This is a genomic window from Weissella viridescens (genome assembly GCF_003862435.1).
GTDB classification, from domain to species: domain Bacteria; phylum Bacillota; class Bacilli; order Lactobacillales; family Lactobacillaceae; genus Weissella; species Weissella viridescens_A.
On record NZ_RHGY01000010.1, the window covers coordinates 14,027 to 40,810 of the forward strand.

Below are 26,784 nucleotides of genomic sequence, written 5' to 3' on the forward strand. Positions count from 1 at the left end.
GGATATACATTAAATAAAAAGCAATTTATGGAGGCATTAAGCATGCGTGGATATGAAGTATTAAATAACCCATTTTTAAATAAAGGGACTGGTTTCACCCAAGTTGAACGTGAAGAATTGGGGTTAATTGGATTACTTCCTAGTCATGTGCAAAGTATTGATGAGCAGGCCGATCAAGCCTATGCACAATATCAAACAAAAGCAACAAACTTAGAAAAGCGGCTCTATCTTTCACAAATTTTTAACGAAAACCGGACGCTATTCTTTAATTTATTGGATAAGCATGTGGCTGAATTTATGCCAGTTGTCTATGATCCCACAATTGCTGACTCGATCGAAAACTACTCAGCATTATTCGTGAACCCGCAGAATGCAGCGTTCTTAGACATCAACCATCCTGAAAACATCCAGGCAACTTTGGAGAACGCAGCCGATGGACGTGAAATTGACTTACTCGTGGTGACCGATGCCGAAGGAATCTTAGGTATTGGTGATTGGGGTGTGCAAGGTGTTGATATTGCTGTTGGTAAGTTAATGGTTTATACTGCTGCAGCCGGAATTGACCCTAGCCACGTGCTTCCGGTTTCAATTGATGCTGGAACCGATCGTCAGAGTCTTTTAGATGATCCAGCGTATCTTGGTAATCGTCAACCACGTGATCGCGGTGAAAACTTCTTTAACTTCGTAGATAAGTTTGTTAAAACTGCGCAATCATTGTTCCCTGAAATGTACTTACACTTTGAAGATTTTGGTCGTTCAACGGCAACGAAGATTTTGAATACGTATAAAGCTGACTGGCCAACCTTTAATGATGATATTCAAGGAACTGGGATTGTGGTGACAGCAGCGGTCCTTGGTGCACTCGCCATTACTGGTGAAGACATCAAGGATCAGGTATATTTGACCTACGGTGCTGGTTCAGCTGGGACTGGAATCGCCAACCGTGTCTTAGCTGAATTCATGCAACAAGGCCTTTCTGAGGAGGAAGCTCGTCAGCGATTCTACATGGTTGATAAACAAGGACTTCTATTTGAGGATGACGATACACTCACTGATGAGCAACGTCCATTTGCTCGCTCACGTGCAGAATTTGATCATCCAGAGGAGTTAACGAATTTGGAAGCGGTTGTTAAAGCCGTCCACCCAACGGTATTAGTTGGGACTTCGACGAACCCTGGTTCATTTACCAAGGAAATCGTTGAAGAAATGACCGCCAATACACCACATCCAAAGATTTTCCCTCTCTCAAATCCAACGCGTTTACATGAAGCAATGCCAGCTGACATCATTAAGTGGTCAGATGGTAAAGCACTTGTTGCAGCTGGGGTTCCGGTTGCTCCGGTGACCTATAATGGTGTGACTTATGAAATCGGACAAGCTAACAATATGCTCGTCTATCCTGGACTTGGTTTAGGGACGATTGTCTCACAAGCGCGGATCTTGTCTGATGGCATGATTTCTGCTGCTGCCCATGCATTAGGTGGCATGGTTGATGCAAGTCAACCAGGTGCTCCCGTATTGCCGCCAGTATCAAGCTTACGTGAAATGTCTGAACGTGTGGCAATTGCAGTGGCAAAGGAAGCTGTTGCTGAAGGGATTAACCGTCAGTCAATGCCTGACGTTGAAGCAGCCGTAAAGGATGCCGAATGGGTTCCTGAATATTAATATTGATAATAAAACACTGCTTAACGTACCTCATTGCCGTTAAGCGGTGTTTTTTTGTTTATAAAAGTAAATCGTTTCGTCATGGACCTGTTTATCGGTATAATGAAAATTAAATGCATAAATTAAGTTAGTGAATTAATCGGGGAGATAGTGATGCCATACGTAATTGAACAAGATAGAGCAGTTATAAAAGAGATGACGCAAGAATTCTGTAATCAATTGCAGAATTATCGTTTTACAGATCAATTGGATAAGCTTTCTAAAAAAGAGTGTGTAGAATTTGATAATTTTGCGATTCGATTTAAAGATGCTGATATGTTTTGGTCTAAGTATGATTTACCTCAACCGATAGATAAAAACTATGCAGTTATTCAGACTGATTTGTTATTTGAAGATGAAATTTTTGAAGTGGGTGGAGATGTGGTCGTGGCATACACTCCATTGGATGTTTTATTTGAATGTATGGTAAATGCCGTTAATGAATATATTAAAAATGGATGCGATAATTTGGATGAGTTAAAGCAAATATTGAAAAAAGCTAAGAAAAATTTTGGATTAGCTGGTTGGAAATATTCTGGTGGCCTCATGAATCAACAGAACATAGTTGAAACACCCCAGCTAAGTAATATAGAAAAGCAACGGATATTGCGCATTAAATCGAGTGCTAAAAGTATACTGAACTATGTCTATTCAAATGGCTTAGATAAAAAAGGGTATGGTAGTATAGAAAAAATTGTCAAACAAATGGATACCATAATTAATGCAACCGATGTACCAACAATTAAAAAGTATGCGGGCTTTGCTAAGAGCATGACGAGGTGGTACGTTGATGATTCAACAAACTATCAAAGCCCTTTACTCTGGGAATTCTCTAAATTGGACGATAAAATAAAAAAATTATAATGTATCAGTAAATGCACATAGATCTAATCATGGAGAGTGCTATAGCCAATATGAAAAAGAAAATAATTGCTTTATCTATGCTGGTCGGATTGGGAATGGCTCTTGGCACAATAATGATTCAGCGTCATTATCAAGAAAAACAAGAAGTTAAGACGGTAAGCGATCAATACTACGCGGCCGCCAAAAAAGAAAATCAAAAAAGTGGTGTAAAGGATTATTTAAAACCGGCGGCTCCTGATAATTCTGATATCACCATTTATCGTAGTAAGCAAAATAATAAATACTACTTTATTAAGTCTAAAGAAGTGGGCATAGACACAAAGAGCCCAATCGTCGTGAATCGTAAGGGGCAGCTTTTAGGGAAAAGTGTATATATTCCGAGTTATGATACCAAAAAAATAAAATACAAACCATATGTCCATTACTATGAAGTAGATTTAAGTAAAAACAACCATTCGGTGACTTTAGTTGATCACAAGAAGATTGAGGGACATATCGGGTCAAAAGTATATGAGTCTCACAAATACAATGTTAAGCATGCGGTAAAAAGTAGGAGAGAAATAACGCAATCTCAGATTAGTAAAAACCCCCACTTATTAAATGCAGCAATCATATATTATGGGTATTCAGAGATAAGTCAGTCTATTGGAAGATGGAATGAATTAGCGGAATCAAGTTCGGGCTGGAAAGTATATATTGATAAAAATGGGCGACATTTGGCGTACGAAAATAGGCACGCTAAGCAGAGCGACCTAAAGTTACGACCAAATGAGTATCGAATTCAAGGTAATCAGGTTACCTATGAGAGTTTTATTGTTCACTCTAATGGTGAAGTGATGAAAAAAACGGTGAGCCTTCAAACTATTTTGAATTACGTAAATCGTGATCAGGATAGAGTGGCAGAAGTGTATAAAATGGAACACGAAATTTCTATTGAAAATCTAAAGTAGTACTGAAAAAAGCCCCAAACGCTCTTTTATAGCAATTTGTGGCTTTTTTTGATTGGAGAATGGATGCTTAATATTATAACGATACTTGAAGCCTCTCCTAGCAAAAAATAAAAATTATTTAGCCCGGTCATGTGTAGTTCCATTTTTTTGTGAGAGATTCGCCAAATCCTGATGAGATCATGCTCTACTAGTTAGAACAAATAGATGTTAATCTGCTTGAAAACATCAGTATTCCTAACCAACCGTCAGTCAATGCCTGACGTTGAAGCAGCCGTAAAGGATGCCGAATGGGTTCCTGAATAAATAGAATGTATTTTTAAAAGCGCTGATTGTACTCGTTACTCTCAGTGTTTTTTTGTGTTCCGACAATGGTCTTATTTTTGAACTTATGCTGTCGAAGGCCGGAAATATTATAGTGTTTTTTCTAATTTTCACAAGCAAAATGGCGGTTTCGTTAAGCGTAAGTTGGCTTTAAAATGAAGATGTTTAATTTTATGACACAAGTACAAAATAAATTGAATTTGTGAAACGAACGAAACTTTTGTGATGAGTAAACCATTAGAAAATTATATTTAATATGATTTCACATGGGGTACCCAAAATCATGAAAAGTTTTTACAACAAGAATTTTGAAATTATGAATCAAACATATTGCTGACATTAAAGTGTTTCTGATGCAATGGCGGTTTCGTTTCTATAAATAAATTGTCTTTTTTTATTTGATTTTGTGGGAGGGTAAAAATTAAAATTGAAAAACACTTACACCTTTGACAAAAAATAAGCTTGTGAATAAATTTGGTAGGGTGTATGCTTTTCAGTGGAGAAAGCGCTTTCTTTTTGGGGCTTATCAAAGTCCATGGTTATTTTGTGTATACGCAGTTTTATAACTTTGTGAATAATGCAAAACGAAAGGAACCACTGAATTATGTCAAAATATGTATTGTCTATTGATGAAGGTACAACTAGTACACGTGCCGTTATTTATAATAAAAAAGGGGAGACAATTGCCCAAGCACAGCGGGAAATTTCAATGTCTTATCCTAAACCAGGATGGGTTGAACAAGATGCGAATGAAATCTGGGTTGCCGTACAAGCGGTGATAGCAACCTCATTAATTCAATCGGGGATTCAACCGACGGATATTGCAGGTGTTGGTATCACTAACCAACGTGAAACGACTATTGTATGGGATAAAGAAACGGGTCTACCAATTCATAATGCGATTGTCTGGCAATCGCGACAGACTGCATCGATTGCTGAAAAGTTGATTGCTGACGGTCATAAAGATTTGATTCAAAAAAAGACAGGGTTAATTCCTGATGCTTATTTTTCAGCGACAAAGGTTCGTTTTATTCTTGATCATGTAAGTGGTGCGCAACAACGTGCTGAGAATGGTGATCTCTTGTTCGGAACGATTGATACGTGGCTTTTGTGGAAATTAACAGGGGGTGCGGTCCATGCAACTGACTACACCAATGCATCACGAACAATGATGTTCGATATTAACAACCTGAAATGGGATTCTGAACTGCTCGGGCTCTTAAATATTCCAGCAAAAATGTTACCCGAGGTTCGTCAATCATCTGAAGTATACGGTAAGGCCATTCCAATCCACTTTTTTGGCGCGGAAGTCCCTATTGCCGGAATGGCAGGGGATCAACAGGCGGCCTTGTTTGGTCAATTAGCCTTGGATCAAGGTGATGTTAAAAACACATATGGAACAGGATCATTTATCATGATGAATACTGGTAATAAACCCAAACTTTCAAATAATGGTTTATTGACCACAATTGCATACGGTATTAAAGGTGAGGTGACATATGCTTTGGAAGGTTCTGTATTTATAGCAGGCTCAGCCATGCAATGGTTGCGTGATGGTATGCGAGTGATTGAACGAAGCCCAGACAGTGAGGCGATGGCGAATGCTTCAACCAACGAAAATGAGGTCTATGTGGTGCCAGCATTTACAGGACTGGGCGCACCTTATTGGGATTCAGAAGCTCGTGGCGCAGTTTTTGGACTGACGCGGGGGACAACACGTGAAGATTTCGTCAAGGCGACGCTACAATCACTTGCGTACCAAAGTAAAGATGTGATGGAAGCCATGCATGCTGATACAGGTTTACGAGTTGCAAAATTGCATGTTGATGGTGGGGCCTCTCTCAATAACTACCTTATGCAGTTCCAAGCAGATTTGATTCAAAAGCCAGTTGTTCGAGCTGCGAATGTCGAAACGACAGCAATTGGGGCCGCCTACTTGGCTGGATTAGCAGTTGGATTTTGGTCAGATATTGATGAATTGAAAACATTGGTCAATCAACCCACTGAATTTGATTCAGAAATGTCAGTTGAACAAGCTGATGGCTTATACGATGGATGGATAAGCGCTGTTGAGGCCACACAAGTATTTAAGCCAAATCGGAAAGGTCAAATATAATGCAGTTTAATAGTGAGCAACGTACGCAAGCAGTTAAAACACTGAAAGAAACAGTCTTTGATGTTGTGATTATAGGTGGCGGTATTACAGGTGCTGGTATTGCACTTCAGGCGGCAGCATCGGGCTTAAAAACCGCCCTAATTGATATGCAAGATTTCTCTGAAGGAACTAGTAGTCGGTCAACAAAATTGGTCCACGGTGGGATACGCTACCTTAAGACATTCGATGTTGACGTCGTTGCTGATACGGTTGGGGAGCGTGCCCGTGTACAAAAAATTGCACCACATATTCCACGCCCATCACATATGATGATGCCGCTATACGATGAACCTGAAGCAACTTTTACGCCAATGAGTGCTGAAATTGCGATGGAAATTTATGATAAATTAGCTGCGGTTTCTAAAGATAGCCCCTATGTCCATAAGTTGTTGTCTGCAGAAGAAGCAAATGATTATTTGCCAATGTTAGATCAAACTGGACTAGTGGGACTAGCCATTTATCTAGACTTTCAAAACAATGATGCACGATTAACAATTGAAAATATCAAACAAGCGGTGACAGATGGTGCCGTTGTAGCTAGTCACATCAAAGCGAAGAAAATTTCAGATGGGGGTGCATTTAAGCAGGTTCAAGTTAATGATGACTTGCATGACGAAACGTTTGATATTACAGGAAAGCTAGTTATCAATGCAGCAGGGCCTTGGCATGATCGCGTAACTGAAATTGCTGATGAACCAACGACTGATGCGATGCGTCCAACCAAGGGTGTTCACTTGGTCGTAAAAAAAGATCGGTTACCTGTACCAAATACATTGTATTTTGACTCAGGTTTTCATGATGGACGCATGTTATTTGTCATTCCAAGAGCAGACAAAACCTACTTTGGCACGACCGATACTGATTACACTGGTGATTATGCGCATCCAAAAGTTGAGCAACCAGATGTTGATTACTTATTAACCGCAATTAATCGGCGCTTTCCCAAAGCTAAGATTACTCTTGATGACGTGCAGGCGAGCTGGGCTGGGATTCGGCCATTAATTGGGACTGGAGACTATAACGGTAACACCACCAAGAAGGCTGTATCGGATGATATTTTACATGCGCTTGATACTACAATAAATCAATACTTTGACCATGAAATCGATCGTAAAACGGTTAATCAAGCGTTACAAGACTTATCTGGGGGCGCAAAAAGCGCTTCAAGTGTTTCGCGTGGATATAAAATTGAAGTTGAAAATGGCATCATCAATGTGTCGGGTGGGAAATTAACGGACTATCGTTTGATGGCATCAGATACGATGAAGTTTGTTGCAGAAGCTTTATCAGATGAATTTAATCAGGCTGTGACGCTTATCGATTCAACAAATTATCCTGTTTCAGGCGGACATTTTAATCCTAATCAAGTTGATGCTGAAATTAATCGATATGCAGAACAATTGGAGTCATTGGGTGTTCTTGAAACTGAAGCTTTGGAACTTGCCAATTTGTATGGGTCTAATACACCAGAACTTGCAAAGTATATTGCAACGGGGGTGAGTGCACCGCATTTGTCAATCACAGAAACGAGTATGCTTCATTATGCCATTGAACATGAATTTGTTTTGCGGCCGATTGATTTCTTTTTACGTAGAACCAACTACTTACTTTTCAAGTCTGAAGACTTACAGCGATTAGAAGATCCGGTTATTGAAGAAATGTCAAAATGCTTAACATGGTCGCCGGAAACAAAAGCAATCATGCGTGATGAATATATACAGTTGCGTGACGAAACACAACTAAAGACGCTAAAAGAAGAGGCAGAACGATGACAAAACGAACCCCGTTAATTATTGGTAATTGGAAAACAAATAAAAAAGTTGACGAAGTCTATGAATTTTTACATGAAATTCAAGGGAAACTTCCGAATGCAAAGCAAGTAGAAGTAGGGGTTGCGGCCCAAGATGTCTACTTGCACGAAATGGTAAAATACAGTGAATCATTAAGCTTGCCGATTGGTGTATTTGCGGAAAATGTGCATTGGGCAGATGAAGGATCATATACGGGCGAAACGTCACCGGCAGCCTTAGCAGATATTGGCGTTACTGGGTCAATTGTTGGGCATTATGAACGTCGAAAGATGTTCAAAGAAACGAATGGCTCTGTTGGACTAAAGGTGTCTGCTAGTTTACGTAACGGATTAACCCCAATTGTTGCCATTGCAGAAGATACAAACCGTTATAATCCAGATGACGTCGAGATGGCACCACTTACTGAAATTGCAGTGGCTTTAGCCGGGGTTGAAAAGTCAGCTGCCCATCGGATTGTCATCGCCTATGAACCAGCGTGGGCCATTGGTGCAACTGAAGCACCATCGTTAGAGATTATTGAACATTCTGGGCGGGTGATTCGACAATCATTAGCTATTTTATTTTCGCAAGATGTCGCGGATAAAATTCGCATTCAATATGGTGGATCAGTGACACCGGAGAACGCTAAAAGTATCCTGAATTTGGCTGATATTGATGGTTTATTGATTGGTCGAGCGTCGTTGGAACCGGCAGCATTCTTAAAAATGGTGACCGCTGCGTCAGAAGGATAGTGGTGTAGGGTAATGAAGAAAAAATTATTTGGAGAGGTCGTTGGAACGGCACTTCTACTCTATTTTGGAACCGGATTGGTGATTTTTGGGAATTTTAATGATTTAGTTGGACCAGCAATTGGTTGGGGTTTTGCTTTGGCGGTGCTCATTTATGCCTTTGGCCCCCTATCTGGCGCACATTTTAATCCAGCAGTGACCTTGATGATGTATTTAACCAAACGAATGGAAGCCACAGAGGCATTCATATATGTACTCGCACAGCTTATTGGTGGGTTAATTGGTGAAACACTAGTTGTAGTCACCTATAAATCATTTTTACAAGGTACTGGTGGCATTTGGGCACAAGAAATTGCCAAGAATCACTTAAATAGTACCGTATTCCCAAATATTTCAAGCGGAGTCGCATTTTTGACCGAGGTTGTCTTAACAACATTTCTTTTGGTGCTGATTCTTGTATTGAACCATGCCAAGACGAATATGTACGCCATTCAGTCACCAATTGCGGTTGGATTAACCATAGCCGTCTTAGTATTCGTAGGTGGTAACTTAACTGGTGCTTCAATGAATCCAGTACGTTCGTTGTTTCCAGCAATTTATGCTGGTGGCATAGCTATGGAGGATTTGTGGGTATATCTCACAGCGCCGTTTGTAGGATCCGTGATCGCAGCATTAGTTGACCGATATATTCTGGATGAAAATACTGAAACAGCTAATGTAGCCAGTTAATCGTCATACAGTAACTGAAATCTATGTTGAGATGGTCTGTTATCGTAGCTTCTCGGAAGAAGCGAATCATGTACAAGATAATATAAAATATATGGTTAGAAGCATGTCGGGATCAAAGCCGAAATACTTCTAACCATTTTTTGAGGATGGGGAATTTCTTGCGGCCATTCATGCGTCGACGATTGTAAAACATGTTTAGATGGATATCCTAAAATATCTATCAAGTATCTAGTGTTTACTTCGACGAATGATAACTAACGATAATATATATTATGTAAACTAAAATAAGTGAAGCAAATGTCAACCCATTTACCGAAATTTCTTTTTTAATTTTTTGAACCGCAATATTTAAAGGTTTACCGCCCCTCTTTGATTGAAGTTAAAGTATATAATTTGTTGATATAAATAAAAGCAAAAAACAAATTAATTGTTCGTGTTTCTTTTTTATACACCAAATTTTTCTTGATCTAATTATAGCACAGCTAAAAAAGTATCACCACTAAAATCACCAAATTTATTCAAATATATTCACAAACCAACTTCTAAAAATTGTTAAATATTAAGTTTTATAAATTTTACCCAAAATCTATATATGGGATTGTTTATTTTTTAAAAATATGAATGTACTCAAACAAATGAAATCTTAAACACAAAAAAACACCCATATTAGATTTATTTTCTAATATAGGTGTTTACAGATGTTACATGAACCACTAAAAATTTTATTCACTTATTCACTTATTTATTTGCTAATTGATCATAATCTGAATAATCTTTTTCAAAACCACTTAAAGTCGCATCTGTCGATGACATATCACTAGCATTTGGTTTGTTATCATTAATCAATTTACCATTCTTATCAGTAACATCAAAGGAAATCACTTCAGATTCCTCTTTTTTAACCTTCTTATCATTATTTACATCATCACCTTCGGTCATATATGAAATATCATAATACATAACAATTTTACCGTGATTTTTACCATTGTCTGATTCTTCATTTAAATTCATTGAATCTAAAGCATCTGATTTATAACGAACTTGCTTAAGGGTGGCATGGATGCCTTCCATTGAATTAAAGAAATTATCCTTATTATCTTCTTCCACCTTTGCAAATACAGTATCTGCATCATTTTTAAGTGCACTATAATCCAACTTTGAAATATCCTTTAATCCTGAAACCTTTTCAGAACGATTTGCAGAACCTTTCAAAACATAACCTTCGGCTAACTGACTCTTTATTGTTCCAGTATCATACATTTTAACCTTATCGCCATTTGATAGAGACGGGTCAGTAGAACCACTTGGACTATATTTATCCGAAAGTGCTAAATCAGTTAAACCATATTTTTGTCCTACTGAGTCTACTTTTAATTCAGCCGATCCATGATGATTAAGTCCCGTTACTTTTAATGATACATGCTTTTCAATATCTTTAGCAGTTAATTCAGTAGCTTTTTTAAGCCCTTTAACTTTAAAAGTACGTTCACCTGATTTAATCGCTTTATTACTATTTGCACTAAGTTTTAAAAGAACTTTATCACCATTACTCAAATTAGATGAATTACCTTTAATATCAATCTTCGTCGCTTCTAAAGCATGATATAAAATCAATAGATGATCACGATCAGATGAACTAAGCGTTGTACTATTTTCTGTTAAATAGGAATTTGTCAAATTGCTATAGTCACTAAATGATGTCACATTTGAGGCATTTAATTCAATTGAATCAACAATCGAACTTGGAACCTTATATCTTTTTGCTGTCGCATCAAAGATATCCTGTGCCCATTTGTCAGAATGTGACATATTAGCTGACCCCGAACCATTATATCCACTAAAGGTTATATCTGCATCTTTAGACTTTAAAACGTTTGTTGGTCGAGAAACCAGATACCAACCCAGACCGACTATTGCCACAATTCCCAACGCAATGCCAATTATTTTTTTCAACCCAATTCGATTAAAAAATTCACCCATAATACCCCTCCTCTAATCCATTTTTAAACTAGTCTCAAAATAATAATAAATATGATACTATTTCAATCAAAAATCATATTTACATAAAAAGTATAACGCTTTATGTAAATAATTTCCACATAAACTCATTATTTTTTAATGAAGCACACCGTGTAAAATCGTAAATAAATTTAAACTAAGTCATTAATTTTAATAACCATAACTATATATAGAAGGAAAGAAAATAAAAAAATCAATAAACAACCCAATGTCTATTGATTCTACTATCTAGAAATTTAACCTATTTGCGTTCTGCTTGTTTTTTTAATTGCCGTAACCGTTGTAAACAAGCTTGATCATATCTTTTCTTAGGCGTATCTCCATTCAATGCAAGACGCATTGGTTTATTATTCAACACCTGACACGCTTTATCCCAATCCAACTGCGTATATTTTGTATAACCACCATAACCCATAAAATGTCTTAGATCTCGGTTTTTCCGTTCATTTGTTCCCCGTTCTTGCGGTGAATTAGGATGAGCGAAATACATTTTAATCCCATAATGTTGTTGCAAATGTGCCAAATAATCCCATGACAAAAATTCGATTCCATTATCTAAAGTGACTGATTTAACAAATTGACCATGAATAGACATAAAATAATCAAAAGCCTCTTTCATATCCCCAGCCTTTCGACTAGTCCCTAAACGAACAGCTACGGTATAACGTGTTTTACGTTCAACTAAAACCATAATACCAAAATGTGTACCATCTCGAGCAACAATTAAATCCATTTCCCAATGTCCAAAAAAACGCCGATCATTCACAGCTTTAGGTCGTTCAGTAATCGTTAAACGTTGTACTTGAGTAGATTTTAAATGATCCTCTTGTGCATTATAACGCTCAATCTTAGCATTTAATTTAGCGGAGCTCTCTTTAATTTCATCAGTCGAAGCATAACCAGGCTTTTTCTGATAACGCTTAGAGCGTCGACCATAAGCCGAAGTATTTACTTTGATATAGTCTTTTGCAATATAATTCCGAATCGTATTCGAACTCATTGGACAGTCTGGAAATGTGTGCACAAAATCTTCAGGAGAATAGTCTTTTTCATTTAAATAATGTTCGATACGTTTCTGCCATTCAAATGTTAAATTACGTGGCCCACTTCGATTATTTTGCGTATTCCGTCGATGTTCTGCTAAATTTGCTGAATATTTAATAAAATCGTGCACATATTTATTCAACACATGCTTGGGCACATCAGAAATATCACTTTCATTACCTCGATTTAATTCTCTCGAGATTGTTGATTGATTACGATTCATTTTTATCGCAATTTCTGACATAGATAACCGTTCTTCATTCCAATAATGTTCTAACATAACTCGATCTGCAAAAGTTAAATGTTTTCGATGACTCTGATTACTCATATTCTTGTACCTGCGCTTCTTTAAACTTACTCTCAATTGATTGCAATGAATTAAAAAACAACCGTTCATTTAATATACGGCTTAAACCATCTAGATCAGTTTGTTTAAAATAAACGATATCTTCATAGTTAGGCATTAACTGAACAATTTCTTCAAAGCGCTGCTGAAGTTCTGTTGTTACCCCATCAACCAAATTAAAATTCAATTCATAGGTTTCCAAGAGTGCCAATAATTGAGGGTCACCTAGGTAAGATGCTTTAAAATCAAGTGCGTGAACAGTTTGAAAATAACGATCTAAAAACAACTCTAACCCTAGATAAACATCATGTGGATCCTTATCTTCTAAACGAATTAAAACCACAAAACCAGATAATTCTTCAACGAGAATCAAAGTTGAAACGCGTTGATATTCTAAGTCTTCATGTTTAACATAAACTAACCATTGACCAAAGAAAATGTCTTGAGAATTATTTCTATGTATGGGATTAACAACCACTTCGCCTTTATTTTGAATTTTAACTAAGGCATCTTCACTATGTACTCGTTTTTGTATTAATCCTTGATCAATGTAATAGCGTATTGTTCGACCTGTGACAGAAACATCATCTGGATATAGCTGAACTATTTTTTCTGGTGATAACCCAAGCGTTAATTTATCTTCAATAAATCGTTTCATTTCAGGGGTTAATTGATGACGTTCTTCATGAACCATATTGGAACGAACCACAAACTGTTGGGCATACTCCGCAGAATATTTAATACGTTTATGAATCGACATTAACTGCAATTCATGATCCGTTAACCCTTGGAAATATAAAATATTGCCTCGCTTCAATTCTTGATCAATTTCACCACGGCTCCGATCTAAATAACGTGCAATTGCGCTCACTGAAGATTTGACTTGCCACATATGCTCAATAATCAGCCGCTCTTCAAAAGAGATCGCATGTTTTCGTACTGTTCTTTGAATAGTTATAAAACATCACCTACTTTCTAAATAGAAATTCTTAAATCAACTTAAGGATTAAAGAATGAATCAATAAAATAATTTTATCATTAAAATGCCATAATGCAAAATAAATATTCAAACAACTATAAAAAAGTAAAAATAATCACATGGCTCCATCTAAAATATTTGTAAACAAAAAAGCCAATGCAGGACCCATTTAAGGCACCACATTGACTCTTTAAAGTTGTTTAAGCATAACCAGACAATTTCGTTTATCATCGCCAAGCATAAATGAATGTTCTGTAACCACATTAAATTCATTTTTTTGATAAAATTTAATTCCTCTAGGATTTTTATCATACACAGACAAAACAATTTGACTAATTGCATTTGATTCTGCAAAACGAACTGCCTCTTGAATCAGTTTATAGCCTAAGCCCTTACTTTGAAATGCTGATAATATATATAGACGTTCAATTTCAAGTAACCCATTAGCCATAATTCCCCAATACTCATTAACAATATTAAATTTAGTATAGCCAATAAAATTATTTGTTTGTTTATCAATCATTATCAAAAAAATTGTATTAGGCTGATGAAATTCATTTTCCAATTTAGTTAACGTCATCTCATTTTGTAGATAAGTTTGTATATCATTAACAGAAGCACCAGAACTAAATGATTCAAAAAAAGTTTCTAAAGCTAATATTTGTAATTTTTCTAAATCTGTTGGCACAGCTTTTCTTATCTCAAATTGCATATTGCTCATATAACAACCCCTTTTTAAAAATTTAATTCAAAGATACCCCAAATTTAACGATTAAACAACAAAAATTTAAATGATTATCATAACCCTCTTCACTAGACAGACATCAATTCAGCTAATCGGTCAATAACCGCAAGATATTCTCGATCTAAATAAACCACTTGCCTATTTATTTTTTGAATAACTTCAAACACATCACTCCCAATTGCACCATGTTCAAAGCCCTGAATGCTATAAGTTTGTTGCTTGGGAATTTCTAAAACCAATTGATCAATTCTCTTAACCATACCAATCATTGTCGCATAATCAGTCATTAACTGGTCATCATCAACAAGCTCGAACTCAGATGTTAGTGTCTTTAATCGACTTGATAATTCATTAATTTGAAGCGCCATATTAGAAAAAACACCATCAAAATGCTTAAATGCCCCTTCCTCCTCAACCATACGGAAAGCAATTTTAACTTCTGAAAACTCCTCATAGGTCTGATTAAATTTCTGCTTTAAATTATCAAATAGACGAATTTCAATTGGTGTTCGATTTAAAGTTGCGAAAAACTGCTTTTTAATTGCCTTAACAATCCCGTCCTTTGCGTCAATAAAAGTCACGCATAAGGGACGAATCACATCCACAAATTCATACATCCGCACATCTGAAGTGCGTTGTTGATCCAAATTTTGAACTTTAGACAAGCGTTCAATGTAATCTTCAACATGACGGTCTACCTGAATAATACTTTTATACCATTCTCTTAGGTAATCAATTGCGGTTGGTAAATTAATCAAATCCAATATTTCAGCTAAATTAGACCAATTAGTGGTGTGTGTTTCTATTTTATCATGATATCGTTTTAAACGATTTAAATAAGTCCCAGGTGAACTAGGCATATCTTTAATCAGTAACTGACAATCAAGATAGAAATCCTTTGCAAAACTTTCCATAATATCTTGCCACATAAAAAAGCTATTAACACGAGTTTTCGTATCAATAGCTTCTAATTGCGGAGTTTGTGCCATAAGACTAGCCTCCCTTATTTAATTGTTTACGTCTTAGTTGTGCCCCGTTGCATTCTGTTTCAAATATAAGGCAAAATTAAGCGCGATTAAGTTGGTTTCTTTTAATATAAATAAATTTATCAAAATTCTTGCAGTAACTGCTTTATTATTTAACAGTTGGATCCGTTGAATTTGAAAAATGAAATGTCTCTGGTTCAACAGCTTTTATGGCATCTACAAAATCATCGGTTGTTAGATCAGAATAATTACCCGCCTTATTTACAATCGTGGGGACTGATTTCAAATGATAGTCCCCTTTAAAGTGTTGATTTGATTGCCCATTCATGTTCACAAGGACCAAATCTTGTTTAACGAGATTCCGTGCCAATAATAGGGGTAATGTCTTTCGACAGGTTGGACAGTCATCTCGATAAAAAACAACTGACTTATTAGACGCAATAGCTTGTTTGACATTTTCTGATGCAACAACTCGGTGAGCGCGGACAAAATGGTTATACTGACCCACACCAATACCCAGTAAAATAACGACCACAATACTAATCATTCCCCAGCCTTTGAGTGAAATCTCACTCAGATCTAAAGCACGCTTTTTTTGATGATGACGATTTACCATATTATTTAATCTCCTTTATTCCGTTATCATAAGTTAAATCTGTAATTCGATGGCTCTGCGTGTCATAACGAACATCATATAGTGCCGTTGACACCTGTTCATCTGAATTTTTAGTCATAATCCTATAATTGACCAATACCTTCCCGAACATTACGCCATTTTGAATTTTTGAAACATACAATTTAGATGAAACAAAAGTCGAACTCATACCATGATTATCAATATAGGCTTCCCCTGTTTCTTGACGATCTGTTTTAAATAAGTCACTATTTGTTACATTAATCCCTGCAATACCAGATTTTTCGATGACCGTTTTGCGATGATTATACGAATTTGAACTATCATAGGTTCGAAATAATTCAAAAAATTTATCTATAACAGGCTGTGCCTCATACGTTTGACGATTATCTCGATAAGATAATTGTTCTTTCGTTTGTGCCTGTTGTAGTGTTACGCTTTTCGTTTTAATATCTTTTTTTAATTGTTCTTCTTGATGTTCCGTTTTAACATACTCAGATGCCGCATGGGATGAAAAATACCAGGTTGAACCACATAAAACGATCAAAATAAGCAACAACATCTTACTGAGCTGGTTTCTAAGCATCATCTGGAACCTCCCGATATAAATGAGATTTAACAACTTGATTGGTTAACGTATCTACACCTAATGCAAACACCATGAGTTCATGATTATTTTGATCCGATTCTAAAGTAATCAGATAATTGACCTGTGTACCACGTGCTTCATCACGCTGAATTGATTTTAACGTATATTTTGGTGCCACCCCATTTTGAACTGATGTGGGTTGACGATAGGCATAAAGTCCCTTTAGAACTTCATGTGACACAGTATACTGGTCCATTTTTGTTTGAAAATCTAAAAACTCCGATTGCTTCTTAACAGTTGTATTTAAAGCCTGTAAACTAAACGTACGCATTTTTTGATCTAACGCAATTAAATCAATCGACTTTGGCTTTTGACTGGTTTGCGCCTGCTTAATTTTAATATCGACCTGCTTTAAATTGTGCTGCTTTTGCGAGAGTTTTTGTTTTAACGCATGTGATTGATTATTCAGTTGTACCCCATGATTCAAAAACAATGCAGACAGACCTAAAGCAAGTACAGTTATAATCATAACTTGTCCTTTTTTCATCTGATTTCCCCACTTAAAATTTGCATCTCTTCAATATGATCAATCGAAAATGCGTCGTCCAAAATGACACGATAGGTCCGACCTGAGATTGAGACATACCAACCAACGGCAACATTATAATGCCAATAAACCATCGTTTGCATTGGCATATCTAATAATTCTAGTACCTTACGACTAGTAACTTCATCACGTTTAACCATAATTTTCCTTCCTCTACAAATACAAAAAAGCCCTAATACAAATACAAAAAAGCCCTAACCAGAAATAAGTATCTAGCCAGAGCTTTTTAAATCACTATTTTATTTTTTAGTTTGATATGTCAGATAACCAAAACCGCATAAGATAAGTATAATTGCTGACCTTAGAATTGGATTTTGTATAAGAATAAATAATTTAATTAATATCCAACCGTTAATCGTAACGGCAATACAAAGAATCCATAGATACGTAATGGACACCCCTCTGTGAGCATATACAAACCCCAATACCACAATTACTACCGCAACAATGGTAATTACAATCATACCAAATATAAACCACCATGCCTGATTATTATTGTACGACATCACTTTAAATGGGCTCGATGTGTTAACATATTTTTTTTAATTCAAGATTAAATGCTTTCAATTTCACGAGATACACAATCGAGAAAACACAAAATATTAACTCCACTAATCCAAAAATATAGATTCTTCATCAAAATAATCAGCCATTTTTTCTAATCCTTACTATGTTTATAATTAATTGCTAATTTTAGTATACCCATTTTTCTTTTCTTATCGCTTATCTTCTTAAGATAATATAGAAAGAATATCAACAAACTGATCGCCAATATTACTAAAACAAAGATCGTAAAATTCACACTCAATGCATAGTTTTCAGATGTCACATCATGACTATTGGTATACTGAGTTGCCTTAACAGATAAAAATCTTTTGAACAACGGCAAGCCAATCAATAACAACGACACCAGAATAACCCCGCCAATCGTATTTTTCAGTGAATTAAGCATATCTGATTTAGCCTCTTCACGATTTAACATCAGTTCTAATTGTTGTTTGTTGTAYTTGRCATAGTGATTTAAGCATTTTTGGTCCTTCTCAAGATTACTTGCTGAATGATTGAATAAATAAATTTTCTTACCCCRRTATTTATTTTTGTCCATACAGCACCCCTTTCTAATAAAATGCTACATTTATTATAGCATTAAACTTTTCTAAAACAATGCAGACATACCTAAAGCAAGTACAGTTATAATCATAACCCGTCCTTTTTTCATCTGATTTCCCCACTTAAAATTTGCATCTCTTCAATATGGTCAATAGCAAAAGCGTTATCCAAAATGACACGATAGGTTCGACCTGAGATTGAGACATACCAACCAACGGCAACATTATAATGCCAATAAACCATCGTTTGCATTGGCATATTTAATAAATGTAAGACATCCAGGCTTAATTTTTCTTCCGATTTTTCCATAATTATAAATCCTTTCAAAACAAAAAAGACTGACAAAAAATGACAGTCTTTTCTATACACATATCACTAAAACACATATCACTAAAATTGACTCAATGGATTAATTAATTTCCATAAATTGATTGAACCTAATAGCTTCAGGCATGTTGTTAATCATAATTTAAAACAGACTGGTTTACAGCTCTTCAATTACCTCAATTGAATTTGGTTGTAACCAGGCGTACAATAAATCATCTCTCGAAATATTAGCACCAAGTGCCGCTAACTCCAAATAAAGAATCTCACCAACACTACCGATCCCAGCGGCATCTTCACCGAATTCATCTTCACCGAAATCAAACTCAACCAAGTCCAAGATCGTTTCAGATTCTTGATAATACCCATCAAACAATTGATATTGGTCTGCCGTCATCTTTACCGTCTTTTCATACGTATCGCGTAACCCATAAATAAGGGTTGTGATCAGTGCTTTCGTTTCAATATCAAGCGCATATTCATTAATTTGTTTTATTGCCTCATCAAATGTCATTGCCATTGTTTAATGTCCTCCAAAGGTTACTTAATTCGCTAGTTGTAATAGGATTTCCCCTGTATCCCCATAACATGTTTTGAGTTTAATCCAGTCATTTATAATAACAAACTCTGCATAATAATTTCCAGACTCATTTTTGAAAGTTAACAATTGTACTTTATCAGATGTAACTGGGATATTTCCCACGATTTTAGTAATCGACTTTGTTAAAAATAAACGACTATCTGGATTAATGCCTAAATTATATGTGTCCATTATTTTTTACCTGCCTTATTTCATTAACTTCCTTAATCTCACCACCAAGTACTTCTGCGATTTTTTGCGCATCAGATTTAATCCAACCGTCCACATACTCATAAAGCTGTAGATCAGCCCATGAATCAATAAATTCAAAACCAATTAATCCACTAAACGTTCGATACTGCACATAATCCAAGCCATCATCAGTAATACCATACACAATGTAACGATGTTCTTTCGTCATTTACTTATCCTCTTTTCTTATCAATAATTTTCATAATTCAATAGTTGTTAAATTCAATTGTATCGAAATTTGACGCCACAGTCCTACCTGCTATACAAAATAAAAAACCTAACTAATGAAACGATGGTTAGGCTAAAAATATATTTTGAATTTATTGATTCATTGTAAATAGAAGTGTTGCTAATCCAGTTAAACCAAGCACCATGCACCAAGCAACAAAAATAGGAATTGAATCCAAATGAACCAATTTTGAAACAATAAAATAATTAATTACTGCTGAAACTATCAAAACACATGACTGTGTTATTACACCAAAACTACTGGAATTTAATGTGTGAATTATTGTAAATAAAAAGCCCAAGAGCATAATAATTCCTATAAGTATAAATACAATACCACCTATAAAAAATGAGAAGGAGGCTTGGTGATTAAATGATGTAATATTCATTGCTTGATCAATACTCAATTTTAAACCAGGATGATGAAATGAAGATAGCTCTGCATTCATATTTTTTAAATTGGACATAAATAGCGAACTCGTTATAATATATGCAACTTCAAAAGATGACATAGCTAATGTAGGAATATCTTCAAAAAAACTAAAAACAAAAAATTTAATGTAATCCATTTTAATTGTCTCGATTCGAATATTCTTTTAATACGTCCTCCATTATAAACAATTTCCACTTATTTTCGGAAATATTTTTAATAAAATAAAAAATAAGAAGTAAAAAGAGTATCACAAATATCACAAACAACGTATTTAATGCAACTTGTCCTTGTAAAATGACAACACTGGGGACGGATCTTTTAGAAACATTGGTATACGTTGGATAATAGAATAATGTTATTATCTCAGAAAACCAATTTTTAATTTTTGAACCAAAATCTGACAATAACGCCGAAAAAACAATAATCACGGTCAATGTAAAAATGTTTTTTTGTTTGTCCACAATTGACTTTTGATCACAATACTTTGAATGTAGTTCTGTAGAAGTTAATTGTAAATATTGTTTTTTTAAAACCATATAACGTTCATATTGTCTTTGATCATGATTGAAGGGCGAATAATAATAAAACATTTTCAAATATGCATGAATTACATACAAGATACCATCTTTTATTTTTGTTAAAAAAGTAAACATAACTTAAATACCTCTTTTTAAGATTTATTACACATAACACAACTTACCCTACATAAATATTTTATATCAGTTAATAAACTGAAAACCAGTGATCTTGATCTCTAATGACTGACTTTTTTACTTATATGCTAATGCAATTCTTATAATACCAATTTTCCTTTCCTTATTACATATCTTTTTAAGATAGTGTATTAACTGCCCCATAATACTCTATTAATCATCATTAGAATTAATCATCATTAGAATTAATCATCATTAGAATAAATTATCTTTGTATTCGTCACATAGATCCCACCACCGTCCTCCTCGTCAGCTGAAGCAGTTTCTGATCTATAGAAGCCATCGTACCCAAACACACGAAAAGTAGCAAAATATTTATCCGCATCAGTATCCACATGTAAATCTATTAAAGAGATAGTATCATCATTTGCCTTTAAAATTTGACAGATTGCGTACACACTCTTAAATAAAAAATCAGATAGCTCAAATGTAATTCCAAAAACATTCATAATATATCCTCCAATAAGGCATTCTTGTATTTGCTATTGTCGCAGTATATTTGTTAAAAGTTGTTAGCCATCACCTGTCCCCCGTCTCAATCGATACTCTTAAATTTTCGAAGACCTAAGACCTAAGACCTAAATAAGTCACGATTCACCAACTTCCACTAAATCGCGCTTAAAGCACCAAATACTTACAACACCAAAATTCACCAGCAACAAATCACCAATTTCTGAAACATGTTTTTCTCGAATACATCGACCAACTCGTCCCTTACTAACAAATTTATTCTGAAAAGTTGTTTTGAAATGTTTATCCACATTATGTTTATTCATAGTCCAATACCTCAATCAATTCTGGATGTTGATATGCCTCAACATAGTTTAATTCGTTTGAAAGGATCACTTGGGGTTCTTTACCACGATAATCAACAATTCCTAACCCTATCCCATCAATTTTACGCATCTTATTAAGCATCATTTTAGTTAGCGCTTCCATCTTTACAGGCTTGGCGTACTTCTTGTTAAGCTCTATAAATGGCCCTAAAATTTCAGCAGCTTGCGCCCCCGTCAATATAGCCATCTCGCTGTGCCTCAATTAGAAATCGTTGTAGTGCCATGTTTGCTTCATCAAAGTCTGTTGCATAAAATTCAGGTATACTCATTATTCTTCCTCCAATATTCTTTCTGCTAATAAGGCACTTATTTACCTTGAATAAACGTCAAATTATTCCCATTCTTAAACTCACGGAATGAAATCGTGCCACTCCCACCATTAACAACGTTACATTCACTTACTAGAAATGAACCGTCATCGTTGACATATTCCACAAAAGCAATATGCCCATAAGGACCTAGTGCCCCATATTGACCACCTTTAAAACTAACCGCCCAGCCAACTTCTGGTTTATTCGGCTGAACCTTCAAACCATGTTGTTTTCCAGTCTCACCCCAATTACCACCATTTCCACCATCGCCTGAGAACCATGGAACTGGATGACCAGTCTGCTTCATCCGATTGTAGACATACCAGGTACATTGGCCAAACGGATATCGATTATCGGGATAAGTCGTACTACGTTTATTATCAAATTTAATCTTATCCTTATATTTTGCAGGTACTTCCTTAACAGGTGCTCCTGAACTCTGGCCGCCAACTGGGGCAGGTGTCCCACAGCCTAACGCTTTGGCATCATCAGCTGTCGTCGTTGCGTTCAACGTCGCATTATCTTTGGCATCTTGACTCAACTGCGACTGATGCTTTTGCGCCGCAAAATCTAATTTAAACGTCTGCTTGATTGATTGTGCATCAGCCATGATTTGCGATGATTTACGTTGTGCAGCATCACCAGCGGGCAATCCTTCATAACCGACATTCCAAGCTTCTTCAGCTTCTGCCATAGATTTGGCAGATAACAATTTAGTTTGAACCCCCTTATAAGCCCCATTGAGCTCCCGCTCTGTTAAATCCATTTGCGATTGCACCGTATCTTGTGTGTTTCCATAACGATTTCCGTTTGGCCCCCCTTTTCCCCATTGGAAAATACCAACTACACCGCCACCTGGATTCACAATAGTTGGATCAAAATTAGATTCTTTCCAACCAATTGCCAAAACGGTTGCGATTTGATCGCCCGAAAAGCCCATCTTTTTAAATCGTTCGAGCGCATACTGCATATTTTTATGCACTTTACTGCCAGAATCTTTCCAACCACCTGAACTCCCCCCAGTAGCTAACATCGGTGTTTCTGTATTGACGGTATCCTTACATGAGTTACTAATACCCACAACGGCAAGGATGATTACGCTAAGTACTAAAAATAAGCCTATAAGCACCCCTGACGGGATTAAGACCTTTTTCCACATAATTGCCTTCCTTCCAATAAAAAAGCACTCATGCTCGTTTTAAACGACATCAGTGCTAATCTAAACTATTCTTCTATTAATTTAAGTGGTTCTGGATAAATTTGTACTTTACTTGGGCCTCTTTTATTTTCAGAGACGAAGGTTGGATAACGGGCCTGCATGATACGAAAAACATCCGCTTTCGTAGCTTGTTCGGTGTATAACTTGTCTGTTTTTAAGCCAATTAATTTAAACATAGAGGACCCCCCTTTATTTGATTTAATTCAAAAACAGTCAAAACCCAATAAACCCGTGCAACGCATCGCTTTAATCTATAAAAAAGACCCCATTGTAAAGTAAGTTGATTTCTTTGCTTTTGAATAGACTTAGTATTCTACTTTGATTAATTATTGTCAAGACTTTCATGTTCCTGTTTAGCAGCATCTGCATCGAAGTCTTGGTAAAGTTGATCGTCAGAATTAACAGGTTCTACAGGTGTTATATTCGTAGGCACTTCTGCATCCTTTGGCAACAATACCTCTTCACTTGGTGTGATACGTCGTTGGTCTTGATTTTCAAAGTCGTCCACATGATCAGGTAACTTAGTGATGTTCACTTTTGACGCACCTGGCCGTTGTGATGTCGGATTATGATCGTCAATTTGATCTAAGTCCTTTGGAATGTCGACATCAGGATCAACATCATCAAACCCGCTTGGGATATCAGGCTTCGAATCATCAAAATCATCACCGTCCAAGTCACTTGGAATATCCACATCAGGATCATCCTCGGGTAATTCAGAATCAGGACCTTCCGAATCTTCAGTACCCTCCTCATCCTTTTCGTCCTTTTCGTCATACACATCATCGTCATCATCCTCGAGTTCATCAGCTAACTTAGTATCAATATCATCTTTAATGTTGTTTTGTTCATCATCAAATGAATCATGAACCCCATCGGGATTACCAGTATTTTTGCCTGGATACATTTCATTCAATTTATCCAGTAATTGATCTAATTTTTCGTCAGTAGATTGTTCATCGGGATTCCGTGGCTCCGCTGACTGGGTTTTTCTATGACCAGAAAGCGAATCACGACCAGCTTGCAAAGCTGAACTCACATTACCTGCATATGGAACATTCGAAATAGTTCCGCCACTTAGAACAGATAAGAATTGATTACGGAAACGGAATACCAGATATAGCAATACAAATTGTAAAATCGTTGAAACTAAGACCTGTGCTAATGCCGCGGTTCCCTTTGGATTTCCACCACCAGAAGTTAATAAATCAACAATTTGTCCTGATAAATTCACGACAACAATCAATAGCACAGAACCAGCCTTAAACAAAAAGGCTTTAACCACTTGTTCCATACCCCGATAGAAAGAATTACCAAACCTTGGCACAAAGGAAAGCATCGCTAATACTGGTGTACCAAATACTAACGTTAGAGCAATCATCGTCGCAATCCAATTCAAAAAGCCAATCAGGACATAGGGAATGCCATCTAATAGCACCACAAATATCCCACCGAACGCCACCGAACTTTTTTGTTGCGCATTTTCGTTCAATAAGAATGATTTATAGTTTTTTACCTGGGTGTCACCTTTTAATTTATCAACATCTTTTTCTGATAACGGTGAGGGTTTTAAAAATAATTTAATTGCAGGATCGTTTACATCAGATTCACCAAAGGTTCCAATTCGCCATAACTTATACGTACTATTATCAAAATAATTTTTACGAACGATTGCCACCGAACTAGAAGCCGTTGCAGGGGTTTTAGAGGTTAATTCCGTAAAATTTTTATTAGAGTTGTCCTGTTTTAATGCGTCAGAAATATTTGTGGCGAGTGTGGCAGACAGACTATCTGAAACAGAATTTAAGTCTGAGACAATCGGACCAACATTACTAAACCAAAATGAAGACGCCGCAATTAAAACAAACATTTGAATGAGTTGTTTTACGCCAGCTGTCCGTCCTTTTGTAAAGTAGTACATCACCGCCACAAGGGCACCAATACTTAAGAAAGTCCCCATAATCACACCTGAAAGACCAGAATAGAGTGATTTTGTAATACCAGCAGCCCAATTAATTAAATCATTAACGGATGAAGTGTTGAATAAGACAGTAATCAATGAATCCATTGACGTATAAATCATCATGGCAAATGACCAAAACGTATCCGCTAATAAGTAAGTTCCTTTCGCATCTAAATTAGTAAGGCCAGCACTTTCATGATAAAGTTTAAAGCTATTAATATGATTGATCACATAATCTAAATCCCCCTTTTGATAGGCATCAAAAATCGGACTATCATTCTTCTTTGGATCAGTACCTGTAACTGCATCAGCGACCTTTTTAGCGGCACTCCCCGTAGATTTCACGGCATTACCGATAGAATGGATCGTTTGTTGTACCAAATTATCAGCTGCAAAAATATGCGGGCTAAGCACAAATAAGCCAATAAAAAAGGCCATTAAGAACAGGATTCCTAATTGCCAAATGCGTTTCYTATTTAATTTTAATTGCATAATCTCTCACTTTCCACAAAATAAAAAGAACAACTTTTTAGTTGTTCTTACGGTCTACTTTATAATTATGACTTTCATAAATTAATTTTCCCGTCTTTGGTTTCCCGTGTGCGTTATCCATAGGCGAGACTGTATTTGAATCAGGGGTAACATAGTCGTACCAAACTTGTTTCTCAAAATAGACATTGTTTTTATCTTTAACATCACCTGTTTTGGTTAGTGGCGTTTTATCAGCATCAATAACAGGATAAGCTGTTTTAACTATAAAGGCATTGTTATCTTGAGATCCTGGTGCTAGCCAGATACTCGCATCAATGTTGTCTATATTAGGTTGATTCATATAATCAAAATCTATAAAGTCTTGGTTTGTTTTATTAAGTGATAGAACCAAAGCTTTACCTGCATTGGTTGCTAGTTGTATTTTTCTTTTTTTTTGTTCTTTTTGAAGTTCTTTTTTATGTTGAATTTCAAGTTGCTTTTGGTGGTATTGTTGATACCCTACGCCACCAATTGCAATGATGACAACTGCTACAATCCCACCAATTAACCATTTCATATTCTTTGTCATGACATGTTTAACTCCTTTTAATGATACTCTCATTATACCATAATAAAGTTTTGAAATCATAGTGTTTCAATATTTTATATGTAACACCTAGTTGCTTTTTTATAAATTTTTGCTATACTTTTTTAAAAAATTAGAGAGGTGTGAATAAAATAGGAAGATTTTGAATTGTTGTCAGAGTATGATTTCCCTGGTGGAGCAATATTTACCGTATTACTTCCTACACGACTTTTAAAAGACAATAAAAACGTTCAGAATACAGTTTATTCTCACATAGTTTGGTATATTCTTTCCTTAGTTGCAATTGGGTTTTTAAATTTGAAGTTGGAAAGTCTGAAAACAATCGTATCCATATGGGTAAAATAATTGACATACCAATACAACCAGTTAAGTCTTGTGAGGATACAGTGGATTTACATAGATATATAATCCCAACCATAGTTAGAAAAAGTTTGATATAGTATTTCCAAAAATAAACAATAATGATCATAAAAGTCATATGATTTTCTCCTTTTAAGCCATAGTTTTAATCACTATGGCTTTTTAT

Annotated in this window: 29 protein-coding genes; 7 read left to right on the top strand and 22 right to left on the bottom strand. The window is 35.8% G+C overall.

Translation table 11 applies throughout. The annotated features are described in order from the left end of the window. The first annotated feature begins 27 nt into the window (after positions 1-27). From D3P96_RS07580 to D3P96_RS07610, 7 genes are all read left to right on the top strand, one after another. Positions 28-1,665 carry a malolactic enzyme gene (locus D3P96_RS07580; protein ID WP_124943767.1) on the top strand — a complete coding sequence of 546 codons (1,638 nt, stop codon included), beginning with the start codon at positions 28-30 and terminating at the stop codon, positions 1,663-1,665. A 153-nt stretch (positions 1,666-1,818) separates the two neighbouring features. Further along, on the top strand, positions 1,819-2,568 hold the full coding sequence (locus D3P96_RS07585; RefSeq protein WP_124943768.1) for a hypothetical protein: 750 nt from the start codon (positions 1,819-1,821) through the stop codon (positions 2,566-2,568). 50 nt (positions 2,569-2,618) lie between these two features. After that, on the top strand, positions 2,619-3,518 hold the full coding sequence (locus D3P96_RS07590; RefSeq protein ID WP_124943769.1) for a hypothetical protein: 900 nt from the start codon (positions 2,619-2,621) through the stop codon (positions 3,516-3,518). Positions 3,519-4,440: 922 nt separating this feature from the next. Continuing rightward, positions 4,441-5,955, top strand: coding sequence for a glycerol kinase GlpK (gene glpK, locus D3P96_RS07595; protein WP_124943770.1), 1,515 nt, complete (start codon positions 4,441-4,443; stop codon positions 5,953-5,955). Then, on the top strand, positions 5,955-7,766 hold the full coding sequence (locus tag D3P96_RS07600; RefSeq protein ID WP_124943771.1) for an FAD-dependent oxidoreductase: 1,812 nt from the start codon (positions 5,955-5,957) through the stop codon (positions 7,764-7,766). The genes glpK and D3P96_RS07600 overlap by 1 nt, the downstream gene beginning before the upstream one ends. Next, positions 7,763-8,536, top strand: coding sequence for a triose-phosphate isomerase (tpiA, locus tag D3P96_RS07605; protein WP_124943772.1), 774 nt, complete (start codon positions 7,763-7,765; stop codon positions 8,534-8,536). Before D3P96_RS07600 ends, tpiA begins: the two co-directional genes overlap by 4 nt. 12 nt (positions 8,537-8,548) lie before the next feature. Then, positions 8,549-9,262 carry an MIP/aquaporin family protein gene (locus D3P96_RS07610; protein WP_124943773.1) on the top strand — a complete coding sequence of 238 codons (714 nt, stop codon included), beginning with the start codon at positions 8,549-8,551 and terminating at the stop codon, positions 9,260-9,262. A 738-nt stretch (positions 9,263-10,000) separates the two neighbouring features. Here the strand turns inward: D3P96_RS07610 and D3P96_RS07615 are convergent. The 22 genes from D3P96_RS07615 to D3P96_RS07710 form a co-directional block, all read right to left on the bottom strand. Further along, positions 10,001-11,242, bottom strand: a complete 1,242-nt coding sequence (locus D3P96_RS07615; RefSeq protein ID WP_124943774.1) for a hypothetical protein — start codon at positions 11,240-11,242, stop codon at positions 10,001-10,003. Between the two features lie 280 nt (positions 11,243-11,522). Then, complete coding sequence (locus D3P96_RS07620; protein WP_124943775.1) at positions 11,523-12,722, bottom strand: IS30 family transposase; 1,200 nt, start codon at positions 12,720-12,722, stop codon at positions 11,523-11,525. Then, on the bottom strand, positions 12,646-13,629 hold the full coding sequence (locus D3P96_RS07625) for a helix-turn-helix domain-containing protein (RefSeq protein ID WP_348542190.1): 984 nt from the start codon (positions 13,627-13,629) through the stop codon (positions 12,646-12,648). The genes D3P96_RS07620 and D3P96_RS07625 overlap by 77 nt, the downstream gene beginning before the upstream one ends. Positions 13,630-13,840: 211 nt before the next feature. Further along, a complete protein-coding gene (locus D3P96_RS07630) occupies positions 13,841-14,371 on the bottom strand; it encodes a GNAT family N-acetyltransferase (protein WP_124943777.1) in 531 nt (176 codons plus the stop codon). Positions 14,372-14,463: 92 nt separating this feature from the next. Beyond that, complete coding sequence (locus tag D3P96_RS07635; RefSeq protein ID WP_124943778.1) at positions 14,464-15,384, bottom strand: hypothetical protein; 921 nt, start codon at positions 15,382-15,384, stop codon at positions 14,464-14,466. Between the two features lie 145 nt (positions 15,385-15,529). Next, entirely contained in the window at positions 15,530-15,997 is a 468-nt protein-coding gene (locus D3P96_RS07640) for a thioredoxin family protein (protein ID WP_244919084.1), read from the bottom strand. Position 15,998: 1 nt separating this feature from the next. Further along, positions 15,999-16,604 (bottom strand): hypothetical protein, encoded by a 606-nt coding sequence (locus D3P96_RS07645; protein ID WP_124943779.1) that lies wholly within the window; start codon positions 16,602-16,604, stop codon positions 15,999-16,001. Beyond that, positions 16,594-17,151: a hypothetical protein gene (locus D3P96_RS07650; protein WP_124943780.1), complete on the bottom strand. Its 558-nt coding sequence runs from the start codon at positions 17,149-17,151 to the stop codon at positions 16,594-16,596. Before D3P96_RS07650 ends, D3P96_RS07645 begins: the two co-directional genes overlap by 11 nt. After that, positions 17,148-17,351 carry a hypothetical protein gene (locus D3P96_RS07655; RefSeq protein ID WP_124943781.1) on the bottom strand — a complete coding sequence of 68 codons (204 nt, stop codon included), beginning with the start codon at positions 17,349-17,351 and terminating at the stop codon, positions 17,148-17,150. Before D3P96_RS07655 ends, D3P96_RS07650 begins: the two co-directional genes overlap by 4 nt. 518 nt (positions 17,352-17,869) lie before the next feature. Further along, positions 17,870-18,316: a DUF4064 domain-containing protein gene (locus D3P96_RS07660; protein WP_124943782.1), complete on the bottom strand. Its 447-nt coding sequence runs from the start codon at positions 18,314-18,316 to the stop codon at positions 17,870-17,872. A gap of 110 nt (positions 18,317-18,426) precedes the next feature. Next, positions 18,427-18,630, bottom strand: coding sequence for a hypothetical protein (locus D3P96_RS07665; protein WP_124943783.1), 204 nt, complete (start codon positions 18,628-18,630; stop codon positions 18,427-18,429). Between the two features lie 175 nt (positions 18,631-18,805). Continuing rightward, positions 18,806-19,165: a hypothetical protein gene (locus tag D3P96_RS07670; protein ID WP_124943784.1), complete on the bottom strand. Its 360-nt coding sequence runs from the start codon at positions 19,163-19,165 to the stop codon at positions 18,806-18,808. Positions 19,166-19,189: 24 nt separating this feature from the next. Next, positions 19,190-19,417, bottom strand: a complete 228-nt coding sequence (locus D3P96_RS08275; protein WP_148091222.1) for a hypothetical protein — start codon at positions 19,415-19,417, stop codon at positions 19,190-19,192. Then, the gene (locus tag D3P96_RS07675; RefSeq protein ID WP_124943785.1) at positions 19,404-19,646 is read right to left on the bottom strand and encodes a hypothetical protein; all 243 of its coding nucleotides are present in this window, start codon (positions 19,644-19,646) and stop codon (positions 19,404-19,406) included. The genes D3P96_RS08275 and D3P96_RS07675 overlap by 14 nt, the downstream gene beginning before the upstream one ends. Before the next feature lie 151 nt (positions 19,647-19,797). Next, the gene (locus D3P96_RS07680; RefSeq protein WP_124943786.1) at positions 19,798-20,274 is read right to left on the bottom strand and encodes a hypothetical protein; all 477 of its coding nucleotides are present in this window, start codon (positions 20,272-20,274) and stop codon (positions 19,798-19,800) included. Between the two features lie 762 nt (positions 20,275-21,036). Then, a complete protein-coding gene (locus D3P96_RS07685; protein ID WP_124943787.1) occupies positions 21,037-21,300 on the bottom strand; it encodes a hypothetical protein in 264 nt (87 codons plus the stop codon). Positions 21,301-21,438: 138 nt separating this feature from the next. Beyond that, on the bottom strand, positions 21,439-21,627 hold the full coding sequence (locus D3P96_RS07690; protein WP_124943788.1) for a hypothetical protein: 189 nt from the start codon (positions 21,625-21,627) through the stop codon (positions 21,439-21,441). Then, positions 21,620-21,874, bottom strand: a complete 255-nt coding sequence (locus D3P96_RS07695) for a hypothetical protein (protein WP_124943789.1) — start codon at positions 21,872-21,874, stop codon at positions 21,620-21,622. The genes D3P96_RS07690 and D3P96_RS07695 overlap by 8 nt, the downstream gene beginning before the upstream one ends. Positions 21,875-21,993: 119 nt before the next feature. Further along, complete coding sequence (locus tag D3P96_RS08460; protein WP_124943790.1) at positions 21,994-23,157, bottom strand: phage tail tip lysozyme; 1,164 nt, start codon at positions 23,155-23,157, stop codon at positions 21,994-21,996. A 65-nt stretch (positions 23,158-23,222) separates the two neighbouring features. Beyond that, positions 23,223-23,393: a hypothetical protein gene (locus D3P96_RS08400; protein ID WP_185696131.1), complete on the bottom strand. Its 171-nt coding sequence runs from the start codon at positions 23,391-23,393 to the stop codon at positions 23,223-23,225. A gap of 146 nt (positions 23,394-23,539) precedes the next feature. Next, on the bottom strand, positions 23,540-25,672 hold the full coding sequence (locus D3P96_RS07705; RefSeq protein WP_124943791.1) for a hypothetical protein: 2,133 nt from the start codon (positions 25,670-25,672) through the stop codon (positions 23,540-23,542). Positions 25,673-25,709: 37 nt separating this feature from the next. After that, complete coding sequence (locus D3P96_RS07710) at positions 25,710-26,240, bottom strand: hypothetical protein (protein WP_124943792.1); 531 nt, start codon at positions 26,238-26,240, stop codon at positions 25,710-25,712. Positions 26,241-26,784: the final 544 nt, after the last annotated feature.